We start from the raw sequence: 14,847 nt of genomic DNA on the forward strand, positions 1-14,847 counted from the left end.
CCGTACGCGCCTGTACGCGGCCTTCGCAAGGCCCGACTTTCGGTCAGGGGGCCGCTCCTGAAATAGTTCCCCCCGATGTTCGACATCCCTAGACTCCCCGCGACGGGGGTAATTCGGGGGACAACTCAGTGGGGCATGGAGTGCCGGAACTCGTACTGCAAACCAATGGACGGACCTGGACGCTCGACTCGTCCAGGGCTTACACACTCGGACGCGATCCGCAGGGCGACATCGTGTTCGACGACGCCAGGGTCTCCTGGCGGCACGCCACGGTCAGTTTCAACGGCCGTAGTTGGGTCATCGAGGACCATGGCAGCACCAACGGAACGTTCGTGCAGGGCCAGCGGATCCATCAGCTGGAGATCGGCCCCGGTTCGGCCGTCCACCTCGGCAACGCGACCGACGGACCGCTGCTGAGCCTGTCCGGCGCCGCGGCCGCGGTCGCGCCCCAGGCCCAGCCCCAGCAGCAGCCGTTCGCCGCGCAGGGCGCGAATCCGGGCTGGTCCCAGCAGGCGCCGCAGCAGCAGGCCCCGCACGCGGGCTGGCAGCAGCCCGCCCAGCCTTTCCCGCAGCAACAGGGTGCGGCCGAGCAGCATGTGCAGAAGGTGCCCGGCGGTGCGGCGGGGGCACCGCCGGTCTACGGCGACCGCAGCCCGACCACGTTCCACCAGTTCGCGCTCGGCCGCGTGATGCGCATCGGCCGTGCCCTGGAGAACGACCTGGTCGTCTCCGACCTGCAGGTCTCGCGCCACCACGCGGAGTTCCACTCCACGCCCGACGGCCGCATGGAGATCCGCGACCTCGGCTCGCACAACGGTACGTACGTCAACGGTCAGCCGATCCCCAAGGGCGGCTCCCAACTGCTCGGCCCCACCGACATCGTGGGCGTCGGCCACTCGACGTTCCGGATCGTCGGCGACCGCCTTGAGGAGTTCGTCGACACCGGTGAGGTGTCCTTCTCCGCCCGCCACCTGACCGTCACGGTCGACGGCGGCAAGCAGATCCTCAAGGACGTCTCCTTCGGCGTCCCGGAGAAGTCGCTGATCGCGGTCATCGGCCCGTCCGGCTCCGGCAAGTCGACCCTGCTCAAGGCGCTCACCGGCTACCGGCCCGCCAACCAGGGCGAGGTCCTGTACGACAACCGGAACCTGTACAAGCAGTTCGCCGAGCTGCGTCAGCGCATCGGCCTGGTCCCGCAGGACGACATCCTGCACAAGGAGCTGACGGTCAAGAAGGCCCTCACGTACGCGGCCAAGCTGCGCTTCCCGGCCGACACCACGGCCGCCGAGCGCGAGGCCCGCATCGACGAGGTGCTGCGCGAGCTCAAGCTCGACATCCACAAGGACAAGAAGGTCACCTCCCTGTCCGGCGGCCAGCGCAAGCGCGTGTCCGTCGCCCTGGAGCTGCTGACCAAGCCGTCGCTGATCTTCCTCGACGAGCCGACCTCCGGCCTCGACCCGGGCATGGACCGCGACGTCATGCAGCTGCTGCGCGGCCTCGCCGACGACGGCCGTACGGTCCTCGTGGTCACCCACTCCGTGGCCGAGCTGGCACTGTGTGACAAGCTCCTGGTGATGGCCCCGGGCGGCTCGGTCGCCTACTTCGGCCCGCCCGAGGAGGCGCTGAACTTCTTCGGCTACGACACCTGGGCCGACGTCTTCTCCGCCTTCGAGAACTACCGCGACTACGACTGGTCGGGCCGCTGGAAGGGCTCGCAGCACTACCAGATGTACGCCGCGGACATCGACGCCGTCGCCCCGCAGGCCGTACCGATGCCGGCCATGCAGGCGATGAAGCCGCCCAAGCCGCAGGGCTGGATGTCCCAGTGGGTCACGCTGGTGCGCCGCTATGTGTCGGTGATCGCCTCCGACAAGGGCTTCCTCGCCCTGATGGTGATCCTGCCGGCCGTCCTCGGCGCGGTGAGCCTGCTCATCGAGCCGGACAACGGCCTGCTGCCCAACGACCCCAACCCGCAGACCGGCCGGATCATCCCCAACGGCACGGCCACCACCGTCCTGCTGATCCTCGCGGTCGGCGCCTGCTTCGCCGGTGCCGCCAACTCGGTCCGTGAGCTGATCAAGGAACGGGTCATCTACGAGCGGGAGCGCGCGACCGGCCTGTCCCGCTCCGCGTACCTGATGTCCAAGGTGTTCGTGCTGGGCATGATCACCGTGTTCCAGGGCCTGCTGGTCGGTGTGATCGGCTTCTCCAGCCGGGAGCTGCCGGAGGAGGGCCTGATCCTGGGCAGCGCCACGATGATCGAGCTCTCCCTGCCGATCATGGCGCTGGGCTTCACGTCGATGATGTTCGGCCTGATCATCTCGTCGCTGGTGAAGACGGCCGAGAAGACCATGCCGCTGCTGGTCATGTTCGCGATCATCCAGGTGGTCTTCACGGGCTGCCTGTTCGCCCTGAACGGGACGGTCGGCGTCAACCAGTTCTCGTATCTGATGCCGTCCCGCTGGGCGGTCGCCGCGGCCGGTGCCACGCTGGACTTCAACAAGATCAGCCCGCCCGAGGAGGGCGCCGACAACGACCCGCTGTGGGAGAACACGGTCGGGGTGTGGACCATGGACATGGTCGCCCTGCTCGCGCTCGGCGTGATCTGCGGCTTCTTCGTGGCCCGCTTCCTGCGCCGCCACGAGCCCGAGGTCATGCGGAAGTAATCCCTGCCGGTAATCCCTGCCGTACGACGCGAAGGGCGGCACCCCGTCAGGAGGGTGCCGCCCTTCGGCGTACGGCGAGCAGAGGTCCGCGCCTGCCTCAGCACGCGCCGTGCGTCACCTCAGTACGCGCCGAAGACGTTGTCGATCGAGCCGTACCGGTCGGCCGCGTAGTTGGCGGCGGCGGTGATGTTGGCGACCGGGTCGTAGATGTTCCAGGAGGTACCCGGCACGTGGTACGCCTTGAAGGTCGGCGGGATCACCTGGAGCAGGCCCTTGGACGGGATGCCGTTGCGGGCGTTGATGTCCCAGTTGTTGATCGCGTTCGGGTTGCCCGAGGACTCTCGCATGATGTTGCGGTGCAGGCCGTTGTAGGAGCCCGGGATGCCCTTGGCCTTCATGATGGACAGCGCCTCGCGGATCCAGCCGTCGAGGTTGTTGGAGTAGGCCTTCTTCGCGGCGACCGGCTGGAACGCGATGCGCTGGACGGACCGGCTCGCGGCGGCCTTCGCCTCGCGCTGCTGCTCCGCCTTCTTCTCGGCGGCGGCCCGCGCGGCGTTCTTCTTCTGCGCGGCGGCCTCGGCCTTCGCTGCGGCCTCGGCGGCGGCCTTCTTCTTCGCCGCGATGGCCTCGACCTTCAGGCCGGCACCGGCGAGCTGGTCGGTGACGTTGGCCTTGACGTCCTTGATCGGCTCGGAGCTGTAGGCGACCTCCGCCGGAACGGCGGCCTCGGCGGTGGTGGTCTGTCCGCCGGAGGGCACCGTGGAGAACGCGAGGGTGGCGGCACCGAGCGCGGCGACACCGGCGAGGGCGATCTTGTTCTTGGGCATGGCTGACGGACCTCTTCGAATAGCGCGGAGGTCGCTCACGTCCGGCGGGGGACAGGTGCTTCCCGCACGAACGCCGCGGGCAGACAACCCGCGGCGCTGAGCGACGGCAGCCATTCTTAGCGGCCGCAAAAACCAGTGGCAAAGGTGTGACCTACGATCCCGGGTAGTGGATCAGCTAGGGGCAAATCGGGACAGACCAGACCGTCTTTCCCGCTCGTTACGGGTCTCTTTATCTCCTATTGACCTTCGTACGTGACCTGCGCCCTATGCGCGGCCTCACATCGACGACGTAACAGTCTCACCAGCAGTTGCTGGAGCAATGCTCAGTGTGACCGCTCTCCTGCGGAAGGAGGAGATGGACGTCCCCGAACTCGTGCCACAGGTAGCGGTGGCGCAGCGCCTCCTCGTACCCGCGGTGGATCGCCGCCGCGCCGGCCACGGCCTCCAGCATCAGCAGATGCGAGGCCTCCAGCTCGTGCAGTCCGGTCAGCAGCCCGTCCACCACCCGCACCCCGCGCTCGGGAGTGACCACGAGGTCCGTCCACCCCTCGGCCGCCCGCACCACCCCGTCGGGCCCCGCGGCGGACTCCACGGCGCGTACGGCGGTCGTACCCACCGCGATCACCCGGCCGTCCCCGGCCCGTACCGCGTTGATCAGCCGCGCCGACACCTCCGGTACGGCGAACCGCTCCGGATACGGCGGCTCGTGCGCCTCCGCCGAGGCCACCCCGGTGTGCAGTGCGATCGGCGCGAACTGCACACCCCGGCTCACCAGCTCCGCCACCATCCGAGGCGTGAAGGGCCGCGCCGCACTCGGCATCTCCGCACTGCCCGACCCGTCGGCCGGCGGCAGCGCGAACACCGTCTGGTACACGGACAGCGGCTGATCCCGCTCCGTGTAGGAGTAGCGGATGGGCCGCCCGTACTCATCCAGCAGCTCCCGCACCTCGGCCCCGGCCGCCCGGGCCCACCACAACCGCTCGCCCCGCGCACTCAGCGGCTCCTCCAGCACCAGCCGCACGCCCCCGGGCAACCGCACCTCCGTCCCCGCCGGACCACCCGCACGCGCGCGCGTGGTGCCCTTCTCATCCGGATCCCGCAGCTCGACGGCCCACCGCCCGTCGTCGCCGCGGGTAGAGAAATGCACCACCACGCGCGCGTGCCCGATCCACCCGTCCACCGCCGCGGCCAGCGTCGGAGAGGTGTTCACGATCAGCAGATCACCCGCCCGCAGCAGCCGTGGCAGCTCCGCGAACGCGTGGTGCGACACCCCAGTCCCACGCGACACCAGCAGCCGTACGGCATCCCGGTCCAGCCCCGGCCCACGCTGCTCGGCCGGCACGCGCGCGGACAGCTCCTCCGGGACCTTCCCCCACTCCCGGACGGGCTCCACCGGCGTCACCCCGAGAGCCGACGTCATCGCGTCCCCTCCAGCAGGGCCGGCGCCCCGTAGCGGCCGCTCGGCGGCCGCTCGTCCAGCAGCCGCAGGAACGCCGGCACCACACTCGCCGGCTCCGGCCGCGGATCGTCGTCCTCCGGTACGGCCGCCGCATACAGCTCCGTCGCCATGTCCCCGGGGTCGACCGCCCAGACCCGCAGGCCGGGCGCCTCGGCGGCGAGCACCGCCGCGAGCTGGTCCAGGGCCGCCTTCGACGCCCCGTAGCCGCCCCAGGTCTCGTACGCCTCGGCCGCCGCGTCCGAGCTGACCGCGATCACCGCGGCCCGCTGGGAGGCACGCAGCAGCGGCAGCGCCTCCTGGACCAGGCCCAGCGCGGCCACCACGTTCACCTCCAGCGCCCGCCGCAGCCCGTCCAGGGGCAGCTGGTCCAGCCGGACCAGCGGTTCGGCGCCCAGCGCGCTCGCGTTGCTCACCAGCAGATCGACGCCGCCCAGCTTCCAGGCCGCCGCCACCAGCTCGGACCGGTGCCCGGCGTCCGTGACGTCCCCGCAGAGGGCCTCCACCCGGGTCCCGTGCACCGCGAGCGCCGCCGCCGTCTCCTTCAGCGCCTGTTCACCCCTGGCGTCCAGCACCAGATCCCACCCGCGCGCGGCCAGGGCCTCTGCGAGCGCCCGCCCCAGCCCCTTCGACGCCCCCGTGATGATCGCTACCGGCATGTCACGTTCCCCTCGTCCTCGACGCCGCTCGATCGGCGTGCCCTCAACGTAGGAACCGGGGACCCCGCCCCGCCTCGGTCGCGGGCCGCACAACGGCGGGGCCCTTCGGCCTAGGCCACCGGGCCACGACCTCCGCCGGACAGGCCGTAGGCCCGGAGGCCTAGGCCCGCAGGCCCGGGCGGCTGCCGTCACCGGTCCGATCCGCCCTGTCACACCCCGCCGGTAGCGTTGAAGCCATGAGTCAAGGTCCCCGGTCCGGCCTCGCCGCGGTCAGCTCCGCGCTGCTGGCCATGAGCAGGCATCTGGAGGTGCGCGACGTCCTGAAGACGATCGTCGCCTCGGCCCGCGAGCTGCTCGACGCCCAGTACGCCGCGCTCGGTGTGCCGGACGACCACGGCGGCTTCGCGCAGTTCGTGGTCGACGGCGTCAGCGACGATCAGTGGAAGGCCATCGGCCCGCTGCCCCGCCAGCACGGCATCCTCGCCGCGATGCTCCAGGACGCGAAGCCGCAGCGCCTGGCCGACGTCCGCACGGACCCCCGCTTCGAGGGCTGGCCCTCCGCCCACCCCGACCTGGCCGACTTCCTCGGCCTGCCCATCCGCGACGGCGACGAGGTCATCGGCGCCCTCTTCCTGGCCAACAAGAACTGTCCAAAACCCGAGGGCACCTGCGGCTTCACCGCCGACGACGAGGAACTGCTGTCCATCCTCGCCCAGCACGCCGCGATCGCCCTCACCAACGCCCGGCTCTACGAACGCAGCCGCGAGCTCACCATCGCCGAGGAGCGCTCCCGCCTGGCCCACGAGCTGCACGACGCGGTCAGCCAGAAGCTCTTCTCCCTGCGCCTGACCGCCCAGGCCGCCACCGCCCTCGTCGACCGCGACCCGTCCCGCGCCAAGGGTGAGCTGCAGCAGGTGGCCGCGCTCGCCGCCGAGGCCGCCGACGAACTGCGCGCCGCAGTCGTCGAGTTGCGCCCCGCGGCCCTCGACGAGGACGGCCTCGTGGCCACCCTGCGCACCCAGGTGCACGTCCTCGACCGCGCCCACACCGCGCGCGTGACGTTCACCGCCCACGGCGTGCGCGTCCTGCCCGCCGCCCAGGAGGAGGCGCTGCTGCGCGTCGCCCAGGAGGCCCTGCACAACGCCCTGCGGCACTCCGGGGCCGACCGGGTCGACGTGACCCTGGCCAGGCGCGGCGGCGGCGCCGTCCTGCGCGTCACGGACGACGGCGGCGGCTTCGACCCGCGCGCGATACGCCGTGCCGGACGCCACCTCGGCCTGGTCTCCATGCGGGACCGCGCGAGCGGCGTGGGCGGCACGCTCACCGTGGAGTCGGCGCCCGGCAAGGGCACCACGATAGAGATGGAGGTCCCCGGTGGCTGACGCAATCAGGGTGCTGCTCGTCGACGACCACCAGGTGGTCCGCCGCGGCCTGCGCACCTTCCTCGAAGTACAGGACGACATCGAGGTCGTGGGCGAGGCCGCCGACGGCGCCGAGGGCGTCGCCCGCGCCGAGGAACTGAAGCCCGACATCGTCCTGATGGACGTCAAGATGCCCGGCATGGACGGCGTCGAGGCGCTGCGCCGGCTCCGCGAGCTGGGCAACCCCGCGCGCGTGCTGATCGTGACCAGCTTCACCGAGCAGCGCACGGTCGTCCCGGCCCTGCGCGCGGGCGCCGCCGGGTACGTCTACAAGGACGTCGACCCCGACGCGCTCGCCGGTGCCATCCGCTCGGTGCACGCCGGGCACATCCTGCTCCAACCCGAGGTGGCGGGCGCCCTGTTGTCCCAGGAGGAGACCAACTCCGGCCAGGGCAGGCCGGGTTCGCTCACCGAGCGGGAGCGCGAGGTGCTCGGTCTGATAGCGGACGGCCGCTCCAACCGCGAGATCGCCCGCGCGCTGGTGCTCTCCGAGAAGACCGTCAAGACCCATGTCTCGAACATCCTGATGAAACTCGACCTGGCGGACCGCACGCAGGCCGCCCTGTGGGCCGTACGCCATGGCGTGACTGGCTGAAACAGGCTGAAAAACACTCCGTACGGCAATACGGAGGGTTCCGCTCCGGGCTGAGATTCATACCGTCGTGGGAATGTCCCCCGGATGGCGCATCCTCCGCGCGGCTCCGGCGTTCTTCAGTGCGTGCTGCGGCGACTGGCCGTGGCAGTCGCATCAGAAGGGCATACGAAGTGAAGAACCTGAAGAAGGCAGCGGCCGTGACGATGGTGGCCGGTGGTCTGGTGGCCGCCGGTGCCGGTATGGCCTCCGCCACCGACGGATCGCACGCCACCGGCAAGGCCGTGGGCTCGCCGGGTGTCATCTCGGGCAACCTCGTCCAGGCCCCGGTGCACGTTCCGGTGAACGCCGTCGGCAACAGCGTGAACGTCGTCGGTGTGCTGAACCCGGCCTTCGGCAACCTCGGCATCAACCGCTGAGTACCGCTGTGTCGGCCGTCGGCCCGGACCACGTGGGCAAGCTCCCACCCCACGTCCCCACCGCCTGACGCCGACCGGGCACCGAAAGGCTCCGCGAGTCATGGACGACTCGCGGAGCCTTTTGCCGGACACGCGCCGGTCAGTCACTCACGCCGGTCACACCAAGGCAACCGACGATCACCGCATCCCCCGCTCCCGCTCCTCCACAACGGAGTTGTACGCCGCGACCTGCGCCCGCCGAGCCGTCCGCTCCACCGGCCGCAGCACCTCCGCCCGGGCCGCCATCTCCGAGGCGCTCACCGCACCCCCGTGCCCGTTGTCGTACGCCACCGAGATCAGCACCCCCACCCGCTGCGCCAGTTCCAGCACCCGCACCGCCCGCCCCGGATACCCCGGCGCCAGCACCTCCCGCCCCCTCTCGGCCCGCGCCCGGTACGCATCGATCGCCGCCTCCGCCACCGGCCCCGACCCGGCCACGTCCAGCCGCGTCAGCACCTCGGTCGCCTCCCTGAGCGCCTCCGCCAGCTCCCGCTCCGCCTCCCCGAGCGAGGGCACATCGGCGGGCGGCGCCTCCCGCACCGGCAGGCAGTGCCACACCACCTCGACATGCACATCGCCCTCGGGCCCGGCCTCGTACACCTCGGGAACCAGCCCCAGCGCACCCCCGTGGCAGATCACCGCCTCCTCGGCCTCCAGCGCCCGCGCATTGAACTCCGGCGGCCCGCTCAGCCCCAGCGGATGCCCCGGCGCCGGCAGCGCGACCCGCAGCCCGGTCACCCCGAGCGCCCGCAGCCGCCCCAGCGCGAGACTGAGCCCGACGGGCGCCGACTCCCCCGGCAGCCCCTCCACCCGGTGCACGGCGTCCTCACCGACGATGGCGAGCACGGCGTCGTCCGGCGAAACAAGTCCGGCAAGAAGGGCATTTCCCCAAGCGGCAAGGCGTCCAGCGCGCGGTTCCGAGAGCATGCTCCCACCCTAAGTACCGGGCCGAGGGAATGGACCGCCCGACCGGTGGCGTAGATTTCGTTGAGGGCTGCGCCCACCGGCGCGGCCGCCCGAGCCACAGGCGTACGCGACAGCCGAGACCGGCCACACTGCAAGGGGAGACAACGCGCTCATGAGCGATGTTCTGGAGCTTCAGGACGTATCCGTGGTCCGCGAGGGCCGGGCTCTGGTGGACCAGGTCTCCTGGTCGGTCAAGGAGGGCGAGCGCTGGGTGATCCTCGGCCCGAACGGCGCCGGCAAGACCACCCTCCTCAACGTCGCCTCCAGCTACCTCTTCCCCAGCAAGGGCACCGCCACCATCCTCGGCGAGACCCTCGGCAAGGTCGACGTCTTCGAACTGCGCCCCCGCATCGGCATGGCCGGCATCGCCATGGCCGACAAGCTCCCCAAGCGCCAGACCGTCCTGCAGACCGTGCTGACCGCCGCGTACGGCATGACGGCCGGCTGGCAGGAGGAGTACGACGAGATCGACGAGCAGCGCGCCCGCGCCTTCCTCGACCGCCTCGGCATGTCCGACTACCTGGACCGCAGGTTCGGCACCCTCTCCGAGGGCGAGCGCAAGCGCACCCTGATCGCCCGCGCCCTGATGACCGACCCCGAGCTGCTCCTGCTCGACGAACCCGCCGCCGGGCTCGACCTCGGCGGCCGCGAGGACCTCGTACGCCGTCTCGGCCGCCTCGCCCGCGACCCCATCGCCCCCTCGATGCTCATGGTCACCCACCACGTCGAGGAGATCGCCCCCGGCTTCACCCACGTCCTCATGATCCGCCAGGGAAAGGTCCTCGCCGCCGGCCCGCTGGAGCTCGAACTCACCTCCCGCAACCTCTCCCACTGCTTCGGCCTGCCCCTCGTCGTCGAACAGGTCGGCGACCGCTGGACCGCACAGGGCCTGCCGCTGTCCTGAGCCGGTGAAGTCCCCACCAGGGCACGGGTAATAAGCCGGTGCCAAACCAGACCGCGCCCTGTCCGCGCAGGTTCGGCGGTCCTACCATGACCGTGTGGAAATCGACGCGTGGGTGTGGTGGTTGATCGCGGCGGCCGGGCTCGGCATCGGGCTCGTGATCACCGCGATGCCCGAACTCGGCATGCTCGCGGTGGGCGCCGTCGCGGCCTCGGCGACCGCCGGCCTCTTCGGCGGAGACGCCGTCTTCCAGGTCGTGGTCTTCGCCGTCGTCTCCACCGCCCTCATCGCGGTGGTACGCCCCATCGCCAACCGGCACCGCGCCCAACGACCCCAACTCGCCACCGGCGTAGAGGCGCTGAAAGGCAGACAAGCCGTCGTACTGGAACGCGTCGACGGCTCGGGCGGACGCATCAAGCTCGCCGGAGAGGTCTGGTCGGCCCGCGCCCTCGACACCGACCGCGTCTACGAAGCCGGTCAGGAAGTCGACGTCGTGGACATCGAAGGAGCCACGGCGATCGTCATGTGACCCCGCACGACACAAGGTGGCCGAACACCGCACCTGCGGTGCGAGGGTCTGTCAGACTCGACCAGCAAGATCTTCAACAACCATAAGATCTGCACCAACAGGATCCGCCGGGAGCGGATCCGCCGAACGCGCCGAGGCGGAGAAGGGTACGGGGAGCGACGATGGAACCGGTCATCATCGTCCTGATCATTCTGGTGGTGTTGGTCTTCATCGCCCTGATCAAGACGATCCAGGTCATCCCACAGGCCAGCGCCGCCATCGTGGAGCGCTTCGGCCGCTACACGCGGACACTGAACGCGGGCCTCAACATTGTCGTCCCGTTCATCGACACCATCCGCAACCGCATCGACCTGCGCGAACAGGTCGTCCCCTTCCCGCCGCAGCCGGTGATCACCCAGGACAACCTGGTCGTCAACATCGACACGGTCATCTACTACCAGGTCACCGACGCGCGGGCCGCGACCTACGAAGTCGCCAGCTACATCCAGGCCATTGAACAGCTGACGGTCACCACCCTCCGCAACATCATCGGCGGCATGGACCTGGAGCGCACCCTCACCTCCCGCGAGGAGATCAACGCGGCCCTGCGCGGCGTCCTCGACGAGGCCACCGGCAAGTGGGGTATCCGCGTCAACCGCGTCGAACTCAAGGCGATCGAGCCGCCCACCTCCATCCAGGACTCCATGGAGAAGCAGATGCGCGCCGACCGCGACAAGCGCGCCGCGATCCTCCAGGCCGAAGGTGTCCGGCAGTCCGAAATCCTGCGCGCCGAGGGTGAGAAGCAGTCCCAGATCCTGCGCGCCGAAGGTGAGGCCAAGGCCGCCGCCCTGCGCGCCGAGGGCGAGGCCCAGGCCGTCCGCACGGTCTTCGAGGCCATCCACGCCGGCGACCCGGACCAGAAGCTGCTCAGCTACCAGTACCTCCAGATGCTGCCGAAGATCGCCGAAGGCGACGCCAACAAGCTCTGGATCGTCCCCAGCGAGATCGGCGACGCCCTCAAGGGCCTCTCCGGCGCCATGGGCAACTTCGCCCCCAAGCCCGGCGGTTCGGACTCCACGGGCAACGGCACCGGCTCGGGCCCGGAACGCCGGGAGAAGCCGTCGATCGACTAAGGGCGCGTCCCTAGGCGGGTCAGCCCCCGCGCCCTGCTTTCAGGTGCGCGGGGAACTGCGCGAACAACCACATACGACCCGCGGACAACAGACATCCGCAGCCCTACGGTCTAAGGGGTCCTTGCACTATGGCCGTGCGACCCGGGCGGGCATAGTGCAAGGACCCCTAAGCCGCAGCCGAGGCCAACCACTCGGGCAACGCCTCATAGTCGTCCTGCGCCAAAGCCAAGAGCATCGCGTCGGCCGGCGTCGGCTCAAACGGCTCCCGCAGCAACGGCATACCGGCTTCCTCCGGCGTCCGATTCGCTTTACGGTGGTTGTCCTGGGCGCACGACGCCACCGTGTTCAGCCAGGTGTCCTGACCGCCCTGGGACCGCGGCACCACGTGGTCCACGGTCGTCGCCCGACGACCGCAGTACGCGCACCGGTGCCGGTCCCGCACCAGCACACCCCGCCTCGACCACGGCGCTTGTCTTCGGAACGGCACCCTCACGTACCTGCACAACCTGATGACCCGGGGCGCCGGTATGTCGACCGCGGCTCCGCGCATGCGCAGTTCGGGGTGGGCCTGCTCGACGACGGCCTTGTCCTGGAGCACCAGAACGACGGCTCGGTTCAACGTCACCGTCGACAGCGGCTCGAAGCTCGCGTTCAGTACCAGCGTGTCCCGCATACCAGCCCACCTCCCGTGTGCACCGGCCCACCCCTTGGCGGGCTGGGATCAACTCTGGCCGTGCACGCCGAGATGGACAACGCAATATCCGCTGCTCCCACGAGGTGTGACCTCGCAGCCCCCGGCCACAAAAATGCCCGCCTCCGATCACTCCCAGACCAGAGGCGGGCAAACGCTCAGTGAACGTCAGGCTTCGGCGGGCACCTCGTACTCACCGATGAGCTGGGCGCGCGCCAGCGTGTGGAACCGCAGATTGAAGCCCACGACGGCCGGACTGGCGTCCGAGTCCGGACCGAGCTTCTCCTGGTCCACGGCGTACACCGTGAACACATACCGGTGCGGCCCGTCCCCGGGCGGCGGCGCGGCACCGCCGAAGTCCTTCGTGCCGTAGTCGTTGCGCGCGTGAACCGCGCCCTCCGGCAGGCCCTCGAACTTCCCGCTGCCCGCCCCCGCCGGCAGCTCCGTCACCGAGGCCGGGATGTCGAACAGGACCCAGTGCCAGAACCCGCTCCCCGTCGGGGCGTCCGGGTCGTAGCAGGTCACGGCGAAACTCTTGGTCTCGGCCGGGAAGCCCTCCCACCGCAGCTGCGGTGAGGTGTTGCCGGCCGCGTGGACCTGAGCGTCCTTGAGGGTCGCACCCTCCTGCACGTCCTCACTCGTGACCGTGAACGACGGCACGGGCGGATGGAAGTCGTGGGGGAGCGGCCGCCTCTTGAGCTCGGTCACCTCGGTACCTCCTGATCGGATGGTTCAGTGGATTCCGAGCCTAGAACCAGTTGCGCCTGCTGCCGACTTCGGACAGCCACTGGTTGAGATAGGCCACCCAGTCGGTGCCCTGGTAGTCGTGCAGCCCCACCTGGAACGACCGGAACGTGTCGCTGCCCTCGCTGAACAGACCCGGCTTCTTGTCCATCTCCAGCACGACGTCCATCGCCTGCTCGTCGGCCACGAAGCTCAACTCGACCTGGTTCAGCCCGCGGTACTGCTGCGGCGGCAGGAACTCGATCTCCTGGTAGAACGGCAGCTTCTGGCGTGTACCCCGAATGTGACCGCGCTCCACGTCCGCGTTCTTGAAGCGGAAGCCCAGCTGGATGAAGGCGTCCAGGATCGCCTTCTGCGCCGGCAGCGGGTGCACGTTGATCGGGTCCAGGTCACCGGAGTCCACCGCACGCGCGATCTCCAGCTCGGTGGTCACACCGATGTGCATGCCGCGCAGCGGCTGGCCGTCGATCATCGTGATCGGCGTCTCCCACGGGATGTCCAGCCCGAACGGCACCGCGTGCACCGCCTCGGCCTGCAGCTCGAAGGCACCGCCGAGGCGCACCTTCTTGAACTCGATGTCCTGCTTGTACTCCGTGTCCTGGCCCTCGACCTCGACCTTGGCCTGCAGCCCGACCGACAGCGCCTCGATCCGCTGGTTCACGGACCCGCCCTGGATCCGCACCTCACCCTGGACCACGCCGCCCGGCACGACATTGACCTCGGTCAGCACCGTCTCGACCGAAGCCCCACCGGCCCCCAGACTCGCGAGCAGCTTCTTGAACGCCATGTCTCTCCCTCGATGACTACGTCTCTGATCACTACAAACGCGATCCGGCCGCGGCCGGTTCCGGGCCCCACCCTGGCAAGACGAACGCCCCCTGACCACTCCATCGCACCACCCGTCTGCACTACCCTCGGACGGCATGATCGCGACCCCCGACCGTACGCCCCTGCCCCGAGAGTTCTTCGACCGGCCCGTACTGGAAGTGGCCCCCGACCTCCTCGGCCGCATCCTCGTACGCACGACCCCGGACGGTCCGATCGCGCTGCGCCTGACAGAGGTCGAGGCCTACGACGGCCCGAACGACCCCGGCTCCCACGCCTACCGCGGCCGCACACCCCGCAACGACGTGATGTTCGGTCCACCCGGACATGTGTACGTCTACTTCACCTACGGCATGTGGCACTGCATGAACCTGGTCTGCGGCCCGGACGGAACGGCGAGCGCCGTTCTGCTCCGGGCCGGCGAGATCATCGAGGGCGCCGAGCTGGCCCGCACCCGTCGACTCTCGGCCCGCAACGACAAGGAACTGGCCAAAGGTCCGGCCCGCCTGGCCACGGCCCTGGACGTGGACCGCACCCTGGACGGCACCGACGCCTGCGCCTCCGGCGACACCCCCCTCCGTATGCTGACCGGCAGCCCTGTGCCCTCTGACCAGGTACGCAACGGCCCACGCACCGGAGTGGCCGGCGACGGGGGCGACGGAGACATCCATCCCTGGCGCTTCTGGGTCGCCAACGACCCGACGGTGAGCCCCTATCGGGCCCACGTTCCGAGGCGCCGCGGAAGTTGACGCGCACTCCGAAGGTGCGTAATGTAGCCCGAGCCGCTGAACCGGGTACTGCGATCGTCAGCAGCCGGAGCGGCCAACCCACTACCTAGCGAGCAACCCCTCAGCGGGGTCGATTCGGGTGTGCCCGCATGCCTGAATTCGAATCCGCGGACTCGATTATGAATCGGGCGAGGGAATCGGCTAACGTAGTGAATGTCGAAAGGCCGCGAGGCCGAAAGGCAAACCCGCCGACCGGGAATCAGAACCGAAAG

Annotated in this window: 15 protein-coding genes; 8 read left to right on the forward strand and 7 right to left on the reverse strand. The window is 69.9% G+C overall.

Annotated features, from left to right (window positions below; genetic code table 11):
- Window positions 1–128: 128 nt before the first annotated feature.
- Window positions 129–2,666, forward strand: coding sequence for an FHA domain-containing protein (locus KWI83_RS05915; protein ID WP_218513195.1), 2,538 nt, complete (start codon window positions 129–131; stop codon window positions 2,664–2,666).
- 119 nt (window positions 2,667–2,785) lie between these two features.
- Here the strand turns inward: KWI83_RS05915 and KWI83_RS05920 are convergent, their stop codons facing one another.
- From KWI83_RS05920 to KWI83_RS05930, 3 genes are all read right to left on the reverse strand, one after another.
- Complete coding sequence (locus KWI83_RS05920) at window positions 2,786–3,493, reverse strand: transglycosylase SLT domain-containing protein (protein ID WP_218513196.1); 708 nt, start codon at window positions 3,491–3,493, stop codon at window positions 2,786–2,788.
- A gap of 298 nt (window positions 3,494–3,791) precedes the next feature.
- The gene (locus tag KWI83_RS05925; RefSeq protein WP_218513197.1) at window positions 3,792–4,913 is read right to left on the reverse strand and encodes an S-adenosylmethionine:tRNA ribosyltransferase-isomerase; all 1,122 of its coding nucleotides are present in this window, start codon (window positions 4,911–4,913) and stop codon (window positions 3,792–3,794) included.
- The gene (locus KWI83_RS05930) at window positions 4,910–5,608 is read right to left on the reverse strand and encodes an SDR family oxidoreductase (protein ID WP_218513198.1); all 699 of its coding nucleotides are present in this window, start codon (window positions 5,606–5,608) and stop codon (window positions 4,910–4,912) included. The genes KWI83_RS05925 and KWI83_RS05930 overlap by 4 nt, the downstream gene beginning before the upstream one ends.
- Window positions 5,609–5,844: 236 nt before the next feature.
- Here KWI83_RS05930 and KWI83_RS05935 point away from each other — a divergent pair, with 236 nt between their 5' ends.
- The 3 genes from KWI83_RS05935 to chpE all read left to right on the forward strand — a co-directional run bounded on the left by KWI83_RS05935 (window position 5,845) and on the right by chpE (window position 8,040).
- Window positions 5,845–6,990, forward strand: coding sequence for a GAF domain-containing sensor histidine kinase (locus tag KWI83_RS05935; RefSeq protein WP_218513199.1), 1,146 nt, complete (start codon window positions 5,845–5,847; stop codon window positions 6,988–6,990).
- A complete protein-coding gene (locus KWI83_RS05940) occupies window positions 6,983–7,624 on the forward strand; it encodes a response regulator transcription factor (RefSeq protein WP_218513200.1) in 642 nt (213 codons plus the stop codon). Before KWI83_RS05935 ends, KWI83_RS05940 begins: the two co-directional genes overlap by 8 nt.
- Window positions 7,625–7,794: 170 nt before the next feature.
- Entirely contained in the window at window positions 7,795–8,040 is a 246-nt protein-coding gene (chpE, locus tag KWI83_RS05945) for a chaplin ChpE (RefSeq protein WP_141309151.1), read from the forward strand.
- Window positions 8,041–8,217: 177 nt separating this feature from the next.
- Here the strand turns inward: chpE and KWI83_RS05950 are convergent, their stop codons facing one another.
- Window positions 8,218–9,006, reverse strand: a complete 789-nt coding sequence (locus tag KWI83_RS05950) for a hypothetical protein (protein WP_218513201.1) — start codon at window positions 9,004–9,006, stop codon at window positions 8,218–8,220.
- Between the two features lie 151 nt (window positions 9,007–9,157).
- Here KWI83_RS05950 and KWI83_RS05955 point away from each other — a divergent pair, with 151 nt between their 5' ends.
- From KWI83_RS05955 to KWI83_RS05965, 3 genes are all read left to right on the forward strand, one after another.
- Complete coding sequence (locus KWI83_RS05955) at window positions 9,158–9,949, forward strand: ABC transporter ATP-binding protein (protein WP_218513202.1); 792 nt, start codon at window positions 9,158–9,160, stop codon at window positions 9,947–9,949.
- A 94-nt stretch (window positions 9,950–10,043) separates the two neighbouring features.
- Window positions 10,044–10,475, forward strand: coding sequence for an NfeD family protein (locus KWI83_RS05960; protein WP_218513203.1), 432 nt, complete (start codon window positions 10,044–10,046; stop codon window positions 10,473–10,475).
- 161 nt (window positions 10,476–10,636) lie between these two features.
- Window positions 10,637–11,587 carry an SPFH domain-containing protein gene (locus tag KWI83_RS05965; protein WP_218513204.1) on the forward strand — a complete coding sequence of 317 codons (951 nt, stop codon included), beginning with the start codon at window positions 10,637–10,639 and terminating at the stop codon, window positions 11,585–11,587.
- Between the two features lie 166 nt (window positions 11,588–11,753).
- Here the strand turns inward: KWI83_RS05965 and KWI83_RS05970 are convergent, their stop codons facing one another.
- From KWI83_RS05970 to KWI83_RS05980, 3 genes are all read right to left on the reverse strand, one after another.
- Window positions 11,754–12,260, reverse strand: a complete 507-nt coding sequence (locus KWI83_RS05970; RefSeq protein ID WP_218513205.1) for an HNH endonuclease — start codon at window positions 12,258–12,260, stop codon at window positions 11,754–11,756.
- Between the two features lie 186 nt (window positions 12,261–12,446).
- The gene (locus KWI83_RS05975; RefSeq protein WP_218513206.1) at window positions 12,447–12,986 is read right to left on the reverse strand and encodes a YbhB/YbcL family Raf kinase inhibitor-like protein; all 540 of its coding nucleotides are present in this window, start codon (window positions 12,984–12,986) and stop codon (window positions 12,447–12,449) included.
- A gap of 40 nt (window positions 12,987–13,026) precedes the next feature.
- Window positions 13,027–13,809 carry a sporulation protein gene (locus KWI83_RS05980; protein WP_218513207.1) on the reverse strand — a complete coding sequence of 261 codons (783 nt, stop codon included), beginning with the start codon at window positions 13,807–13,809 and terminating at the stop codon, window positions 13,027–13,029.
- Window positions 13,810–13,945: 136 nt separating this feature from the next.
- Here KWI83_RS05980 and KWI83_RS05985 point away from each other — a divergent pair, with 136 nt between their 5' ends.
- Window positions 13,946–14,596 carry a DNA-3-methyladenine glycosylase gene (locus tag KWI83_RS05985; RefSeq protein WP_218513208.1) on the forward strand — a complete coding sequence of 217 codons (651 nt, stop codon included), beginning with the start codon at window positions 13,946–13,948 and terminating at the stop codon, window positions 14,594–14,596.
- The last annotated feature ends 251 nt before the right edge of the window (window positions 14,597–14,847 follow it).

It is taken from the genome of Streptomyces sp. TRM70350, from assembly GCF_019219825.1.
GTDB lineage: Bacteria > Actinomycetota > Actinomycetes > Streptomycetales > Streptomycetaceae > Streptomyces.

Bases quoted from the DNA above. Each gene is read 5' to 3' on its own strand.
- KWI83_RS05920 (WP_218513196.1), bottom strand. From the start codon at position 3,493: ATGCCCAAGAACAAGATCGCCCTCGCCGGTGTCGCCGCGCTCGGTGCC.
- KWI83_RS05925 (WP_218513197.1), bottom strand. From the start codon at position 4,913: ATGACGTCGGCTCTCGGGGTGACGCCGGTGGAGCCCGTCCGGGAGTGG.
- KWI83_RS05930 (WP_218513198.1), bottom strand. From the start codon at position 5,608: ATGCCGGTAGCGATCATCACGGGGGCGTCGAAGGGGCTGGGGCGGGCG.
- KWI83_RS05935 (WP_218513199.1), top strand. From the start codon at position 5,845: ATGAGTCAAGGTCCCCGGTCCGGCCTCGCCGCGGTCAGCTCCGCGCTG.
- KWI83_RS05950 (WP_218513201.1), bottom strand. From the start codon at position 9,006: ATGCTCTCGGAACCGCGCGCTGGACGCCTTGCCGCTTGGGGAAATGCC.
- KWI83_RS05955 (WP_218513202.1), top strand. From the start codon at position 9,158: ATGAGCGATGTTCTGGAGCTTCAGGACGTATCCGTGGTCCGCGAGGGC.
- KWI83_RS05965 (WP_218513204.1), top strand. From the start codon at position 10,637: ATGGAACCGGTCATCATCGTCCTGATCATTCTGGTGGTGTTGGTCTTC.
- KWI83_RS05970 (WP_218513205.1), bottom strand. From the start codon at position 12,260: ATGCGGGACACGCTGGTACTGAACGCGAGCTTCGAGCCGCTGTCGACG.
- KWI83_RS05980 (WP_218513207.1), bottom strand. From the start codon at position 13,809: ATGGCGTTCAAGAAGCTGCTCGCGAGTCTGGGGGCCGGTGGGGCTTCG.
- KWI83_RS05985 (WP_218513208.1), top strand. From the start codon at position 13,946: ATGATCGCGACCCCCGACCGTACGCCCCTGCCCCGAGAGTTCTTCGAC.